At 67.1% G+C, this 16,231-nt stretch carries 7 protein-coding genes and 1 pseudogene; 4 read left to right on the top strand and 4 right to left on the bottom strand.

What is annotated here, in order from left to right:
- Nucleotides 1-110: 110 nt before the first annotated feature.
- The 4 genes and pseudogenes from ACWCQ1_RS46970 to ACWCQ1_RS46985 form a co-directional block, all read right to left on the bottom strand.
- A pseudogene (locus tag ACWCQ1_RS46970) lies at nt 111-827 on the bottom strand (IS481 family transposase); the annotation flags it as partial.
- Nucleotides 828-855: 28 nt separating this feature from the next.
- Nucleotides 856-1,716, bottom strand: coding sequence for a hypothetical protein (locus tag ACWCQ1_RS46975; RefSeq protein WP_451029475.1), 861 nt, complete (start codon nt 1,714-1,716; stop codon nt 856-858).
- Between the two features lie 28 nt (nt 1,717-1,744).
- Nucleotides 1,745-3,253 (bottom strand): S8 family serine peptidase, encoded by a 1,509-nt coding sequence (locus tag ACWCQ1_RS46980; RefSeq protein ID WP_451029463.1) that lies wholly within the window; start codon nt 3,251-3,253, stop codon nt 1,745-1,747.
- An 819-nt stretch (nt 3,254-4,072) separates the two neighbouring features.
- Nucleotides 4,073-4,492 (bottom strand): hypothetical protein, encoded by a 420-nt coding sequence (locus tag ACWCQ1_RS46985; RefSeq protein WP_451029464.1) that lies wholly within the window; start codon nt 4,490-4,492, stop codon nt 4,073-4,075.
- A 273-nt stretch (nt 4,493-4,765) separates the two neighbouring features.
- Here ACWCQ1_RS46985 and ACWCQ1_RS46990 point away from each other — a divergent pair, with 273 nt between their 5' ends.
- From ACWCQ1_RS46990 to ACWCQ1_RS47005, 4 genes are all read left to right on the top strand, one after another.
- Nucleotides 4,766-8,539 (top strand): hypothetical protein, encoded by a 3,774-nt coding sequence (locus ACWCQ1_RS46990; RefSeq protein WP_451029465.1) that lies wholly within the window; start codon nt 4,766-4,768, stop codon nt 8,537-8,539.
- Between the two features lie 113 nt (nt 8,540-8,652).
- Nucleotides 8,653-10,329 carry a hypothetical protein gene (locus ACWCQ1_RS46995; protein WP_451029466.1) on the top strand — a complete coding sequence of 559 codons (1,677 nt, stop codon included), beginning with the start codon at nt 8,653-8,655 and terminating at the stop codon, nt 10,327-10,329.
- 641 nt (nt 10,330-10,970) lie between these two features.
- Nucleotides 10,971-11,357, top strand: coding sequence for an effector-associated constant component EACC1 (locus tag ACWCQ1_RS47000; protein WP_451029467.1), 387 nt, complete (start codon nt 10,971-10,973; stop codon nt 11,355-11,357).
- Nucleotides 11,354-15,832 carry an nSTAND1 domain-containing NTPase gene (locus ACWCQ1_RS47005; RefSeq protein ID WP_451029468.1) on the top strand — a complete coding sequence of 1,493 codons (4,479 nt, stop codon included), beginning with the start codon at nt 11,354-11,356 and terminating at the stop codon, nt 15,830-15,832. Before ACWCQ1_RS47000 ends, ACWCQ1_RS47005 begins: the two co-directional genes overlap by 4 nt.
- The last annotated feature ends 399 nt before the right edge of the window (nt 15,833-16,231 follow it).

Raw genomic sequence — 16,231 nt, forward strand, 5'->3', positions numbered from 1 at the left:
CAGGGGCCGCGGCCAGCAGCTACAGCCACGGCCTCCACGGTGGGATCGCCCGCACCGCGCCCACGGGATCAGCAGTCCACCATCCACGGCCGCAGTCTCGGTGTGAGGTCTCAGGACTTCCTTGACGGTTTGTCGTCAGGAGATCCTTGACGGTCCTCCTGGGTGCCCATGCCTTTGACGTAGAGCCTGGTGATCGGTCCGAGGTTCTTGCGGGGGCGGACAGCGAGTTCGTCCTCGCCGTGCAGGATCCGGTAGTGAGTGTCCTCGATGATGACGGTGACGATCTTTCCCGCATGGCGCGGGCCGAGCTTGATGAACTGGCCGTTGATCATGAAACGGCCGCTTGCATGCACCTTGCGCTGGGCCCGGATGGCACCAGCAGGCAGGGGCGGAGGCGGCAGCGGTGACGTCGCCGTCCGTGCCCCGTCGATCTGCCCCAGACGGTCGGCCGGAACGGGGCAGGGCCACGTTCCCATCAGCGCGTTGTCGGCGATGGCGTGCATGAGGTGCCCGTCGAGGCGGAGGGTGATCGTGCGGCCGGCGAGGGGGAAGCCCACCTGGTGGCGGCCTCCGGCCAGGCAGACGATCCCGTCGCGATGGACCTTGCGGTCGACCTCGACGGGCTCGCCGGCGGCGAGGATGGCCGTGCCGCTTCGGGCCCTGGGCAGGGCGGCGGGTGCGGGCTCGGGACCGGCCGGACGGGCGCCGTAGCGCATGGTCAGGTAGGCGATGTCCTCCGGTCGCAGCCGGGATGGGACCGTGGTGACGAGATGCCCGTCGAGGAGGAAGTGGACGCTGCGGTGGTTCGCCCAGACCGTTGAACGACGCCGCCCTGGACGTAGGCTGCGGTCATCGCTACGTCTCGATGGACCAGAGACGGGTCGGGATGTCTGAATACGTAGCAGCCAGGTAGCGGCCGCCGGCTGGCAGTGCGTAAGTGAACTTGACGCCACTCTTGTACGAGACGGTCGTAGTCCACTTGATCTCGAGTCCCAGATTCGCGGCGTTAAAATCAACACCGAATTCCCAGTCCGTGCCGCTAGCAACTTCGAAGGTGGCCCTGATTTCACCACTGCTTGACGCGTCGTAGTGCCGGCTCTCGATCGGCGTGACTCCTGCGGCGGGAGATGGCGGACGAGCCTCAGTAAGTCTCCATGTCAGGTCGTCTTTGTCTAGAGACGCCAACCGAGGATACTGGGTGATTCTCTGGCCACCACGGGTCACATCGATCGTCTGGATCGTTCCTGGGGCCGAAAGGGAAATCAGTGTGTCGGTATCCACGGTGGTGGTGATGCCTTCATTTAACGTGATAGTAAATTTCGGGCCACCCCCAATGCCCGCGAGTTTGAACGCCGCTGCCGCATCCTGTGTGCTTTCGCTCTCGACGTCGATCGAAGTGCTGGCCCCTGGGGCAGGAGGAACGGTGAGCCAGTAGGCTCCCAGTTTGACCATCTGAGTCTCTTCGTCGACGACCGAATGCTCTTCGTCTAGGAGCCAGCTACGCACCGCGTCAAGCCACCTGAAACTTTCCGCCGTTGACTCGCGGACACGGCGTTCGATTTGGCCCGTTAGATCCGACTCGACTGCGGTACCCGCGATTCCCTCCGTTGCAAGGAAGCTGCTAACGGCACTCTGGTACAGGACGTCGTGTTGGGAGTCTTCCTTCGCAAGGTCAAAGAGACCTGGCTCCGTCACAATATTGGCGTTCAGTCCCATAGGTGACTCCAATGCATGGATGGGTGATTCAGGGGCAGTTGAGCGCCGCATGGATGTTCAGCTTTCCCGCTCCCCAGGCGTTTGGCGGTCCGGCTTGCGTGTCCTGGTCTGTGCGGGCGTTCTGCAACAGACACTTCAGTACCTGGTCTCGGCTGAGCCAAGGCCGTTTCTCCAGCATGAGGGCGATAGCTCCCGTCACATGGGCTGCGGCGAGCGACGTGCCGGCGCCCTGAGCGTGCATTGAGGTGCACTGCGCAAGGGGGCAACAGCTGGTAATGGGCTCCCCTGGAGCAGTGAGGAGCAATAGCGGGTTGCCTGTCCGATCGGGGCCCTGGCCGGAGCTTTGAGCAAGCTGGCCGCGTGTGGGATTCATGCAGTAGGAACCGGCGACGATCACCCCGTCCGCGGTGGCCGGAGGCGTTACAGTGCAGGAGGCGTCTGCGAATGGGGCCTGGAATTTCGGGGAGTCGAGCAGACCCCGTTCCAGCCATGCATGCACAGGAGACGAGCTTGCCACCCGATCGCCTGTGATGCGGACCACCCAGGCGCCCGGGGAGACATGAGGAATCGCCCTGATGGTGATCAGCATATTGTCGGCTTCGACACCATGAGCATTCGACACCCTGACGAAATCACAAAGGTCACTATTCGTAAATATACAGTGGTGCGTTCGACCGGTTACCGTTGCACTCAGATTCCCTCGTGGATCGATGACCTGGAAATGGAGAGAGTCTGTGCGATCGGACCAGAAGTCGATCACGACGGAGGGGCCAACTCCTCGGGGCACGTCCACCTTGAGATCCGTGCTCTGGCCTTGCACCGGTTGAAGAAGCGCGTGTGTTTTGGCATCACCGAAATTGCCAGCCGAGGTGACTAGGATGCGCTCCTGGTTGGCTTCCAGAAGTTCTGTGATTAACACTTCGAGTTGGCCGTTTGGGTCGCGCGGGCTTCGTTGCACCCCTTGGCTCAGATTGACCACTGCCCGCTTCCCCAGGCCTTCGGCGACCTCGAAGATATACCTGACTGCATCGGTTAGATTCGCGGTATCCGCGTAGTCCAGTCCCGCATCGAGCTTTACTACGATCAGCTCTGCCTCGCTGGCGACGCCGACACAATACCCCCGGCCTCCCCGGCCGTTGCTGGCAATGATTCCGGCCACCGCCGTGCCGTGTCCGGTGGAATCGACCGAAGCAGGAGACGAAGACCCCAAAATTTCGAGGCCGATTGCAGCCGAGTCCCACTCGCTTCCATAATCGTACGCTGCGGGGCGCTGCCCGCTGGCGACTGTCTGGTCCCATAGCCGAAGGATCCGGGTATGGCCGCTAGAGTCGACGAAACTGGGATGGTTGACATCCACTCCTGAGTCGATGATTCCGACAATGACGCCGGCCCCCGTTGGCCCACCTTGGGATGGCGCGAGCGGGCTGTCCCACGCTTCGGGCACCGAGTCGTTCAGTTCGGGGTAAACCAGGGCAGCGGCTTCCACGTACATGCCATCGTCGCTGTCGGCCAGCAAGCCGAGGCGACTGATCTCCACTGACCCGGCCGCTGCCCGGCCAGTCCACGTGGTCACGTGGAAACCGCGCTCTGCCGCGCTTCCAAGGGCGCGTCTACGGGAGCTTGTGTCCTCCTGCGTAAACGTTGCCAATACGTCAACACGTCCCGACCAGTCTGGGCCCGGTCTTAGCCGCACAGGCAAGCCGAAGTTAGGGAATCCTCGATACACGCCCTCCGGGAAATCCCGGACTGACGTTCGCGCGATCCCATCGATGAGGCTCAGCATTGGTCCGAACTGCGCCATGTCACTTCCCGATTACATGAAGGCGGTATCCCAGTGGCCTTGATGTCCGGCTCATTGATCGAGGTGAACCCGACCTAATCTTGCTCATCTCCCGAATAGGGAATTCTCCTCAAGTTAGGGTAACTCCGATCGAGTGCAGCTGCCACCGGAGGGGTGACTCTCAGACTGCCAACTAGTGAGAAAGGGGGCTCACCATTTCTCACATTCTTTGGTCACTTCTACCGGACTGAACAAAGGGATACTCACCCAAAGCAGCATCCCAGGTCTTGCAAGCGGCCTCCAAATGGCCGATTGCGAGCTGACGTTCCTCTTCTGGATGTCCTGGTGGATCTATTTGAGTGCTGCCATTTGCTGCTGCACGCCGACGAACTCGCGCAGCATGGAAGGCATCACCCATTGGGCGGTCTTGACCCCGATCGCGACGATGAAGCCTTCGAGGAGGGGCATGGCGGCTGCCTGAGGCAGCTGAGAGGCTCTCGGGCCGAGCGTGTCCGAGGCGCGGTGCGAAATCAACGCCGCGCCTCGGAAGCAGTGCCCATCTTGTGCATTCAGCGGCTACGCGTCATCCGATACGAGGCTCAACTTCTCATCCTCGACCGGCCCGAGGTGCTGCGCCGCTGCCTCCAGCTGCCGTCCCTCTGGAGAACGGTCAGTTCCAGCACGCCCGTCGATCACGAGGACGGTGCTGTCGGCAGATCCGATGTTGAGGCTGTGTGCCTGGCTTCCGTCGGCGGTCACGCTCCCGATCAGCGTGCAGCAGCGGACCGTCGGTGTTCCGTTCCCGGTGGCGAGGCCCGTCAGGAAGGGAGCATGCATCGGATCGTCGATATGCGGCTTGGGCTGGATGGTGTGGGAGGCGGGTGGAAGTACTCGGCGCCGGCGCAGCCAGCGGGTGAGCCGAGCGGTGCCACTGATGGCGGCGGCCGCGGCCAGGCTGCCGAGGAACTCCGGTAGGGCGTTGAGGAGGAGGTTCACGTCCGGCTCCTCCGTTCCTCGGTCTGCCGCAGCGCGGGGATCGTCATGGCACCGTGGTGATGCCATGCGGACAGTACGTACACAGCTGGTGACCTCCAAAGGACGCGTCCGGCTGGCTTCTGCCGGTCGGTGACAGGTCCGTTATCCGTTTTCCGGGGGGTTTCCGGCGATGTCGCGCCGCGTCGGAGAAAGGTCGCTACGCTGGTCAGACCCCATGACACAGGTTTTCCGGCCAGCTTCTGTCTGGCTGTTGGGACGGCGGAGGAGGAGAACGTGGCCGCCTCCGGTCCGGCACTTACACGCTTTACGGAAGAGCTGCGGATGCTGTACGAGGCCGCCGGGAAGCCGGTGCAGGACAGGCTGCTGCGGCTCGAGGGCGAGAGCATCAGCAAGTCGAGCTTGAGCGAATGGCTGCGGGGTCAGAGTGCTCCCGGTTTGCCCAGCACTCGGTACTTTCGCGCCTTGATCCGGCACTTGAACGCCCGGGCAGCGCAGCACGAGTCCAGGTATGCAGCGCTCTCTGAGGGCCGGTGGGGTCAACTGTTGCGGCTAGCGCGTGCCGAAGGGGAGCGCAGACGTGGTGGGCGGCCGCCCCGGCCCGGCAACCCGCTCCGGCCGATGCAACAGGCTGTCGGCAGCGCCGTCCAACAGTCCGGAACGCGTGTGCTGGCCGGTCACGCGGCGTGGGTTGAGCAGTACGTCCGCTCCGATGCGTTGCTGGAGCGAGAGGATGAACTGCTGGACCTCGAGGCGTTTTGCACCGCCGACGATGCCGAGGGTCAGGGCGCGTACGTGTGGTGGCAAGCCGGCCCGTGGGCGGGGAAGTCGGCGCTGATGGCGGAGTTCGCAAGTCGGCAGCCGGCGGCGGCGGAGGTCGTGAGTTACTTCATCGGCGAACGCTTCGGCAACAACGACCGTGACGCGTTCGTGCGGGGGGTAAATCAGCAACTGGCCGTTGTCGCAGGACGCGATCCTGCCCAAGTAGATATCGGGGTGCAGGAGTTCGCGGGGCTGTGTATGGCTGCGGCCGAGGCCTGCCGCGAGCGGGGGCACCGGCTGGTCGTTGTGGTGGACGGCCTGGATGAGGACGGCGGGAGCGGGCCGGGCGGGCACAGCATCGCTGCCCTGCTGCCCAAGCACCCGCCCGCGGGCATGCGCATGATTGTCACCGGTCGGCCCCATCCGCCCGTCCCCGCCGACGTACCCGATGACCACCCGCTGCGGGACCCGGGCATCGTCCGCGCGCTGACTCCCTCATCCCGCGCCCGGGTGATCAGCGATGTGGCCGAGCGGGAACTGCAGCAGCTGCTGGATGACACGCCGATCGGCAGCAACCTGCTCGGGCTGCTGGTGGCCGCTCGCGGCGCCCTGTCGGACCGTGACCTGTCGGATCTGCTCGGCGTCCGCCCGCACGATGTCAGGCGGCGGCTGCGCAGCATCGCCGGGCGCAGCTTCCTCGTTGACGAACACCGTCACCGTTTGCGGCCGGGACCGGCAGCGGACCCTCACTCATATCTCCTGGGCCACGAGGAACTCCGCCGCAGCGCTGTGAGCGCTCTGGGGTCATCCGTCATCGCTGAATGCGCGGCCCGGCTGCATGGCTGGGCCGATGGCTTTCGGGCCAAGCACTGGCCGCCGGAAACCCCCGCGTACCTGTTGTACGACTATCCGCGTCTGCTGCGCGGCACGGGCAGCACCGAGCGGTTTGTGTCACTCGTCCTTGAACCGCGTCGCCAGATGGCACTGCTGGCCCGCTCCTCCGTCGACACGGCGCTGGCCGATCTCGAGGAGGCGCGTCAGCTGGTCGAACGGGAGAGGCCCCGGGATTTCGGGGTGTTGGCGGCGCTGGCGGCCTCGCGGGAGCTGCTGCATGAAGAGGCCCGGGCACTGCCACCGAGCATTGCGGTGGCTTTCGCCCGCCTGGGGCACGCCCAGCGGGCCATCGATCTCGCCCGGACCGCACCGTACACGCCGGCCAAGGCCATCCGGCTGGCACAGGTGGCCGGCGCCCTTACCAGTATCGACGCGCAGTGCGCGGCCGAAGCGGCGCAGGAGGCAGCCCGCTGGGCGGTGCAGGCGCGTTACCAATCGTCCGCGGCGAACGGGGACGAGTACGACGCTGAGGTCGCTGCGGGCGAGGCCGCCATCGCGCTGATCTCGGTGGGCCAGGACGATGAGGGACGCGCCCTGCTCGACTCGCTCAGGCCGCCGGCCGGAGAGGGCGACGAAATCCTCAAGTGCAGCATGGCGGTGCGGGCATCGCGGGCCGCAGCCGCCCGCGATGCGCGGCTTGCGGAGGAGCTGCTGGATGTGGCGGAACGCTGTGCCGGTGAACTGGCATCGGGGTGGGCTGCTGACCCGACGGCGCCGGTGCGGGCGTGGGCAGCCGTTGCCGAGGCCGCTTCCCAGCCGCGCACCGGCCGTGTGGAGGAGCGCATCAGCCAGTACGCGCACGCACTCCCCGAAAGTCTGGAAGCCTGCGCTGTCCATGCGGTGGCTGCCTCGGCACTGATCGCGGATCGGCCCGATGAGGCTGCCGCCCTGACGCAGCAGGCGACGCGCCCCCTCAAAAACGCGCTGCGCGCACCGCGTTCGCTGTCCCGTAACGACAGGTCGCATCTGGGTCTTCTCCTGGAACCCATGCTGGAGAGTGTGGTGCGGGCGCTGGTGGGCACCGGTGGCGTCGATGAGGCCCGCCAGCTGGTGGCCGACGTCCCCGAAGACCTGCGCACCGGGTGGTTCGGCCGGGACATCCTGGCAGCAGCACGCGCGCTGCTGCCCGATGCCCCGCCTCCAGGAGTGGAGGCGGGGCTCACAGCGGAAACCCTTGCACAGCAGGCATGCGATCTTGCTGAACAGGGACGGCGCGACGACGCCGACAGACGGCTGCACGAGGCCATGGACTTGCTTGCGGCATCGCCCCATGACCGCCGTGTGTGGTCGGAATGGCTGATCGTGCTGTGCGCGGCACTCGCTGCCGTCGACGACGCCGATGCGCAGCGACTGGCCGAGGACCTCAAGGACCCAGTGAGCCAGGTGCAAGCCCTCGCGGCTGCCGCCGCCTCGGCCGCGGCCCTGGGACATGCGACACAGGCCCGGCAGCTCGCTCACTCGGCCGCCGACCGAGCCTGGGCACTGGAGGACGCCGACAACTTCAAAATCCTCGACGGCGCGCCCGGTTACCGGGTGTCAGCTGCCCAGCGCGCTGCCGCGCACGCGCTGGCATCTGCAGGAGAGCGCGACGGTGCACTGGCCCTGGCCGGCGAGATCGGCAAGCCCGACAGTCTTCGACGCCAGCGCACCCTGATCGCGATCGCGGCCGCACTACGCCGCCACGACCCCGAGCAGGCCACGCACCTCATCGACCAACAGTGCCAACGCATAGTGGCCACGACGTCCGGGCACGGCAGCCGCATCGTGGAACTCGCTGAACTCGCGGTCGCGATCGGCGACACGCACCCGCCCAGCAGGGAGCGGATCGACGAAGCGATCGAGCGCATATGGTCCCAGCAGCGGGCCGCACAACAGCAGGCCACGCTGGAAGAAATCCTCGTAGCAGTCATCGTCGCCTCCCCCAGCCAGCGCGAGGAAGCCCATCAGGCACTCCACCGGTCCTGGCGCAACTGGTCGGACGCTCCGCCGTCAGAGATCCCGACCGACGCCTTCGCCGTCGCCTTCGCCGTCTTCCAGGACTACGACACCGCCCACCACGCCGCTCAACTCCACCGCGATCCAGCCGACCGTGCCCAAGCCTTCGCCGCCGTTGCCGCCTACCTCACCCAGACCTCCACCCAGCTGCAGCCGACCTGGGACAGCAGCACCACCGTCTTCAGCGACACACTGCGCTGCCTGGCCCTGCTGGATATGCCGCCCGACACCACACAAGCCGCCATCCCGGCACACCAGTTCCTGGCCGATGCACTCGCCGGCGACGGCTGGCACCACGCCCTTCCGGTCCTGGCCCACACCGCGCCCCAGGCCGTGGGCCGTATCCGCGACCTTGTCTTCACCCACCGCCGCCTAGTGGGGATAGCGAACCTGCTTTGACAGGCGTTGCTCGTCAGTGCGGGTGTCCGTCCTCCGTCTGGCCAGCTTCCGTCTGCGGTACCAGTGTCGGACTCGTATGTGAGGATGCGAGCTACGAGGGGGAGGGGCGCGGAGTGGCGATCGACTGGGAGCGTATCGGGCAGCCAGCCTTCGACCGGCATGTCGAGGCACTGCTGTTTAGGATGTTCGACGGCCAGGCGATCGCGGTCAACGGGCGCGGGGGCGACGGCGGCATCGACGTGATGGTTCGTACGGATGCTGGCCTGCACATCTTCCAACTCAAGTACCACCCCGACGGCTTCCCCGGTTCCCATCGAGGCCGGCGTCGGGCGATTCAGCAGTCGTTTCGCCGGGCCGTGCAGCACGACCCGGTGGAGTGGACGCTCGTGGTCCCCTGCGCTCTCACCTCCTCCGAGCGTTCCTTCGTCGACAAGCTCTCTGACGGTCAGGCGGTGAAGGTGTCCGTCATGGACCGGGCCGCCCTCGACAACGGCTTCGCCGTTCACGCGGACTTGGAAGCCACATTCACCCGGGACCAGGCCCGCGAAGCGGCCCGGGACTACGGCCGGGAGAAGGCTCTCCTGGCCGATCGCGGCGATTTGGTCGAACGGGTGCGTGCTCTGGGCAGCCGAGCGGACGGTATCGATCCTCACTGGACGTGGGACTTCACACGCCAGGGTGACATGGTGATCCAGACCTTGCGCGGCAAGCACGCGCTCGCGCACGAAGTCAGCCCGGTCAGGCTGCTTCTGACGCCCCGTGCGAAGGCAATCAACGCGGATGTGCGCGCAGCCCTGAACCGGGCACTGGGCTACGGCGTTGCTGAGGAGGTGCGCCTCGACCCCGAGGCGGTGGAAAGTCTGACCATCGAAGGCCCGGAGTGGCTGACGGATACCGTCACCGACGTCGGCGTGATCTGGAGACCTCTACCCCTCGTCGTCGAGGCCGATGCCGCAGCCGAGATCCAGTTCTTCGACACTGCTGGAACTCGGGCCGGACGGTACGCCGGACGCCTGATCGCGATGGGATCGGGAGGAGTAGGCCGATCGGTGGAGGCCGCCGTTCACGGCGCTCGCCTGCAGGTCCTCGTCCCGTTTGACCACCAGGCGGCGGGAGCCCTGAGGTACTCCTTCGACCTGGAAGGTCGGACGCCCGCCGAGGCCATGAACGTCCTGCGCCTTTATCGCCGGCTCCTGCGCGGCGGCTCATTCCAGGTCAACATCAACGGCCAAGCCGCCGGCTCCGGAACCATGGCCGGAGCCGGCAGCGCCAGCGACGTCGCCGAGGTGGACAGCCTCCTCCTCTACCTCTCCGACCTGGACGTCGTGCAGCGTCACTGCGAGACCTTCTTCCCCGTTCCCCTGGACTGCACCGGCCTCGAGCGCATCGACCTGCGCATCGCCCGCCTCCTCATCGAAGGCCGCTGCGTTGCCTATCGCCCCGCCCGCACGATCACTGTCACCCTCAACGGCCAAGACGATCCCGCCCTGCGAGCCGTCCTGGGCCAGCAGCCACAGTGCCTACGCGTCAGCCCCCCGGGATTCGAGATCACCCTCGGCGGACACAACATGGACATCGGCCCCGTCCATCTCTTCCACGCGCGCGTCGTCGCCGACAACGGTCTCCAAGCCATCGAAGCCCTTCGCGCAGGGCGGGCCGCCGGCATGAAAGTCGTCCTGCGCCCCCAGGACGGCGAGCACTACCGCATCTATCTCGCCGACGCCCCCGACGACAACCTCCCCCTCACCCCCAGCCCACTGGGACTTCCCGGCTACAACGAGCCACGCTGATACGGCGGCCGGTTCGCTGACGCCACCGGGAATCGCTGTCAGGCAGAGTCGGCATCGTGTCGTTGAGTGCGGCATGCCATGTTGACGGTCCTCGCCCGCAGCAAGTTCTTCGCGACCGGCCACAAGTGGTCGGGGCTCGACCCGAAGGCGCTGGATGCCAGGCCCAGGTGCGCCGCACCCGCCGTCCCTCCGGCCCCGTCGGCTCGAACGAGGCGTGCGTGTCGAAGCCGCGGCAGGCCGGGGCACGGTCCGCCGCGACGGCAGCGGCCTACCAGCAGGTCATCACCAAGTACGGGCCGCACGCCCGTCGATGCCCGTCGAGGGAGGATCCGCAGTCGGCGAGCACACCCCGGGGCCGTCGGCAAAGCCAGCCGGGCATCCCGCGTATATGCGGTATCGCGGCAGCTGGATCAGCTGTGTGGTGTCGTAGCGGTGTCCGCCGATCGGGGAGACGGCGAACGGTGTGCCGTGCCGGTCGACGATGAGGTGATCTGCTGCCCGGGCGGTCCCGGCCGACCGGCCAAGTGCGATGCGGGCCCTCTTGTTTTGCCCGCATCCGCCGGGTCGTCTTGCTAGCTTGCTGCATCGCACCTGTGGGGGGTGCGGCAGTGCCACGCTGCGGGTGTGCCAGGGGGAACAGGATGACAGCACACGTGATCGTCGGTCTTGCCGGTGACGAGGCCGGTCATGATGATCTTTTTTCTCTGCTCGACCATCTCGCTGACGAGGAGGAGCTCGCCGACGCGGTTGCTCATCTCCCGGGAGAGGTGCAACCGGGCACGCTTGGGAACAATTTGGGGACGCTTCTGCTGACGCTCGGATCGTCGGGCGGGGCGGTAGCGGCAGTGGCACGCGTGTTGACCACCTGGCTGCGTACCCGCAAGGGAAATCTCACGATCAAGGTGACCCGGCGGGACGGGAGTTCCTTCTCCGTCGCCGGGGTGAGCCGATCACCGGAGCACGACGACCGGCTGCTGCAAGAGTTGCGGGAGTTTTTGGACACCGACTCGTCGGACGATCCGTCATGAGCCCTGCGCCCGCCGCCCCAAGGGAACTGCGGGCCATCGTGATCGTCGGTGTGGGCACGCCCGCCCCACAAGAAACGGACCGGCCTGATGGGCAGGCCATCAGATACGCGGCCCGTGCGCTGGAAGTGACTTTGCTGGAGCGGTGCGGGATCCCCGAGGAGCGGCTGGAGGTCCTCGTCGGTCCGTCGGCGGCGGAGGCGGACAGCCGCCTGACCGCCGCCGCCCTCGCGGCGCGGACCGCTGGGGAAGGGCTCCTGGTCTTCTACATCGGTCACGGCCGGGCCGGGGCGCGCGGCGAACTGCACATGCTGACCGACGAGGCCGCGCACACGGCACCGGAGGAGCACGGCTGGTCGTTTCGCATGCTGAGCCGGGTGCTGGAGCGGACCGGGCCGTCGGGCACCGCTGTCTTCTTGGACTGCTGCTTTTCCGGGCGCTCCCGCAAGGACCTGCGCAGCGTGCGCTACGAGCCCTTCTCCTCGTCTCTTCCGCACGGCTGCTACGTGCTGGCTGCGGTCGGCGACGCGCCCGCAGTGATCGCGTCTGACGGCCGCGGTACGGCCTTCACCAACGCCTTGGTCAAGCTGCTGGCCCTCGGGGATCCGCGGCTGGGCGGCCGCATCACCGTCAGGGACAGTTATCACCGGCTGAGCAGCATCCTGCCGGACGCAGGCTGTCCGCCGCCGGCCCAGTTCTCCTCGGGAACGGCCGGAGAGATCGTTCTCGCGGAGAACCGGAGCCGGCCCGCGATCGTGCCGCGTGGCGTCGAGCCCCCCGACGAGTCGGTCGACTACTGCCCGTATCTCGGCCTGGAACCGTTCGGCCCGGGTGACGCGGGGCTGTTCTTCGGCCGGGGCGAGGTCGTCGATCTCCTCGTGGCCACCGTCCGCGGCGCGCACGAGCGCCGCGGCATGGTCACGGTGGTAGGCGCCTCGGGGGCGGGGAAGTCCTCGGTCGTGCACGCCGGCCTGCTGCCCGCCCTCGAGAAGACCATGCCCGGCCTGTGGCTGCAGCGCTCCTTCACCCCTGGCCCGCACCCGCTCCGGTCCCTGGCCACGGTCCTGGCAGACGCGGCCGGCCTGACGCCCGAGGAGACGGAGGATCGCCTGAGGTCCCGGCCCTCGGCCGCGCTCGGACTGCTGCAGGGCTTTCTCGGCTCGGCAGACACCATGGGCGACGGGCTGACGCTCGTGGTGGACCAGAGCGAGGAGATGTTCACCTTGGCCCGCAGCAAGGACGAGACGGACGTGTTCTTGTCCTCGCTGGATGCCATCGCCCAGAGCGATCGGGTCATTGTCGTGCTGGTCCTGCGGGCCGACTTCATCGCCAGCGCCACGCACCCCCGGCTGTGCGAGGCCCTGCAGAAGCGCAATGTCCTCGTTCCCCCCATGGGTGACGACGCCATTCGACGGGCCGTTCAGGGTCCGGCCCAGCAGGTGGGGCTTGATGTCGTCCCGGAACTCGTGGAGCGGCTTCTCAGCGACATCCGCACCGGCAACGCCGCCCGGTCGGCGCCCGGCGACGCTGATCCCCCGGCCGTGCCGCTGCCCGGCCATGACGCATCGGGCGTGCTTCCCCTGTTGTCCCACGCGCTGCTGGAGACCTACAAAGGGCGGGAGGGGCGGCGGCTTACCCTCGGCGCCTACGAGCGCACCGGCGGCGTCTGGCAGGCTGTCGCGAAGACCGCTGACGAGGTCTTCCACGACGGGCTGAAGGACATCAGCGACGGCGAGGAGATAGCCAAAGCGATCTTGCTCAGCATGGTCCAACTGTCCAAGAACACCGACGATACCCGGCGCCGGATCCGGCTGGACGACCCCGCCCACGGCCTGATGCGCTTCCCGCAGGGCAGCGTCCGCCAGGTCGCGGAGCGCCTGGCGAGCGCCCGCCTGATCACCCTGGACCAGGAGAGCGCGACCCTCACCCACGAAGCGCTGCTGCGCCGGTGGCCGAAGTTTCGCTCCTGGCTCGACGAGGACCGTGCCACGCTGTACCTGCGCCAGCGGATCGTCGACGCGGCAGGGGAATGGCACGAGGACGGTCGCAACACGGCACTGGTCTACCGCGGCTCACGCCTCGCCGAAGCCCTGGAATGGGCACATACTCCGCGTTTCGCCACACAGGTCCCGACGCTGGTCACCTCATTCCTCGCGGCCGGGACGGCGCAGGAGCAGATGGAACGCCGGTCCCGGCGACGGCTCAAGAACTTCCGGCGGGCACTCTTCGGAGCGGTGGCACTGCTGGCCGCCGCGGCGGTCGTGGCCGCCGGCTACCTCTACATCCAGCGGCAGACCGCGATATCAAAACAGGCGGCGGCCAGCGCGTTGGTCCTCAAGGACCGAGACATCCCCACGTCCATGCAGATGGCGCTGGCGGGTCTGCGCATCAACAACAACTCGGTCACGCGGGGCAGTCTGCTCAGCACTGTCGCCTCTCCGGGTTCGGCGGTGCTGGCCACCCCGAGCGCCAGCACGAGGGTTATCGCCACAGCACGGCACCAACCGCTGGCCGCCGTGGGCCTGTTGTCCACCTTCAGCCCGACGCAGGGTGTGGAACGTGTCCCGGCGGTTCAGCTGTGGGACACCGCCCACCCCAGCCAGCCCCGGAAGCTGCCGGTCTACTTCCACGGCCCGGCCTACGCCATGCGCGGACTGGCCTTCAGCGACGACGGCACGCTGCTCGCGGCCGGGCAGGCACACGGCGACGTATGGCTGTGGCATCTGGGAAGCAAGCGGTCCGGAGAGCTGACTCCGGTGCGGCTGGGAGGCGTCGACTCGATCAGCAAGGGCTTCTCCGACATCGCCTTCTCCCCGGACAGCCGGTGGCTCGTGGCCCTGCACATCGATGACGGTGTGCCGTGGGTGTGGGATCTGCACAACACCAGCCAGGCCTTTCCGCTGACCGGCGCAGACGGAAAGCCGGGCGATTTCAATGCGTTCGCCTTCCTGCCGCATGGTGAACTTGTCGCGATCGACGACCACGGCGTCTGGATGTGGCCCGGAGGGGCTGCTCACGCGCAGCGCCCGGACAAGCTGCTCTCCGAGCCGACTGCAGTGCTGTCGGCTCTGAGTGTGTCATCGGACGGGCGGACGATGGCCGTAGGAACGGACACCGGACCGATCACCCTGTGGTCGCTGCGGAACCCGCGCCGGCCCAGGCAGCAGGGACAGACGCTGGTCGGCCACGTTAACAGGATCGCCACCCTGGCCTTCTCGCCCGACGGCCGCTCGGTGGCCAGCGCCGGAAGCGACGACTCGGTCCGCATATGGGATGTCGCGGACGGTCGCCAACTGGACCACCTTCCCGAACCGACGAGCGTCCTGCAGGTCGCCTTCTCATCCCACGGCAACCTGCTGACCCTCAACAGCAACGGACGAATGCAGCTCTGGGACCTGCCCGGTCCGGTCGTCACGAAGGCGAACTCTGAGGTGCTCTCGCTCTCCTTCGCCCGCGACGGACACACCCTCGCAGTGGGCGGATCCGCCGGCGCAACCTTGTGGAAAGTGGCCGACAGCCACCACTCCAGCTACCTCGGCACAACGGCCACCAAGGGGGCCGCGCTCGTGGGATTCTCTCCCGCCCGTCCCCTCCTGGTGGCCGGCGGTGAAGGTTGGTCGTTCGACCTGTGGGACGTCCACGATCCACGCCGCCCGGTCCGTGAAGCGCACATCAAACCCGGCATGAAGAACCAGCCCGCCTGCGTCGCCTTCTCACCAGACGGCAAGGTGCTGGCCATCTGCTCAACCGACGGCGGCGTCTATCTGTACGACGTGCACGACCCCCACCGGCCCAAGAAGTACCCGCCCATCAGGCCAACCGGAAGGCAGGACTCCTTCGGCGAGGTGAAGACGGTGGCCTTCGACCGCACCGGCCGCACCCTCGCGGTCGGCTCGGTGGTGGGCGTCTACCTGCTCGACATATCCGACCCGCGCCACCCCAGGCGCCTGGGCGAGGAATTGCCCAAGTCCCTACCCACGGGGACCGGCCAGACCTTCGTCTTCAGCCAGATCGCGTACAGCCCGGACGGCCATTACGTCGCCGCCGGCGGAGCCACCAGCGGGAAGAACGACCACGCTGTTCTGCTGTGGGACGTGCACGACCCCACGAAGCCGAAGCTCACGGCGGAGCTGTCCGGCCCCACCGAACTGGTCAATTCGCTGGCCTTCAGCCGGGACGCGCGGCAGCTCGCCGCCGGCGGCTTCGATCAATCGGTATGGCTCTGGGATGTCCGAAACCACCACGACCCCCAGCTCGTCGGCCAGCTTCAGCAACACACCAACACTGTCAATTCCGTTGCTTTCGGAGCGAATTCGCTGCTCGCGAGCGGCGCGAGCGACGACACGGCGCGCTTGTGGGAGACCAGCGTCTCTCGAGCCTCGGACGACGTCTGCCGCTTCACCGGGCCCGACGCCCTTCTCGAAACCGACTGGAAACGCTACGTACCGCAAATCGGCTACAAACCTCCATGCCGGTGACGGGTCCCGCCTGGCTTTGTATCTCAGAGGGCGTCCGGGTCAAGGCTCCGGAGAACTCGAACTCGGCTTCGGTCGGGCGCCAGCTGCCGTCGTCGTACACCGACAGGAGCCCGTGGTCTCAGCAGCGAAGCGACGCCTGATCAGACGGTGCGCGCACTGGGGGATCCGGCCAATGGAGAGAGCCGGGCGATGAGGGTACGGGCAACCCGCTGGAGATCCTCGTCGTTTTCAGCGCAGCACGGGATGCTGGCGCCCCCGCCCGTCACTCCAGCAAGGATGGCCTCGGCTACCGGGCCGCCGCAGAAAAGAGGTAAGACCTCCGCTGACGCAGCCGGGCCCACCGGTAGTGTGCGGAGCGGTAAGCCGCTTCGAGGCCGGACGCTAATTTCCGGGAACGGC

This window comes from Streptomyces sp. NPDC002144, from assembly GCF_053593695.1.

Bases quoted from the DNA above. Each gene is read 5' to 3' on its own strand.
- ACWCQ1_RS47005 (WP_451029468.1), top strand. From the start codon at position 11,354: ATGAGCCCTGCGCCCGCCGCCCCAAGGGAACTGCGGGCCATCGTGATC.
- ACWCQ1_RS47000 (WP_451029467.1), top strand. From the start codon at position 10,971: ATGACAGCACACGTGATCGTCGGTCTTGCCGGTGACGAGGCCGGTCAT.
- ACWCQ1_RS46975 (WP_451029475.1), bottom strand. From the start codon at position 1,716: ATGGGACTGAACGCCAATATTGTGACGGAGCCAGGTCTCTTTGACCTT.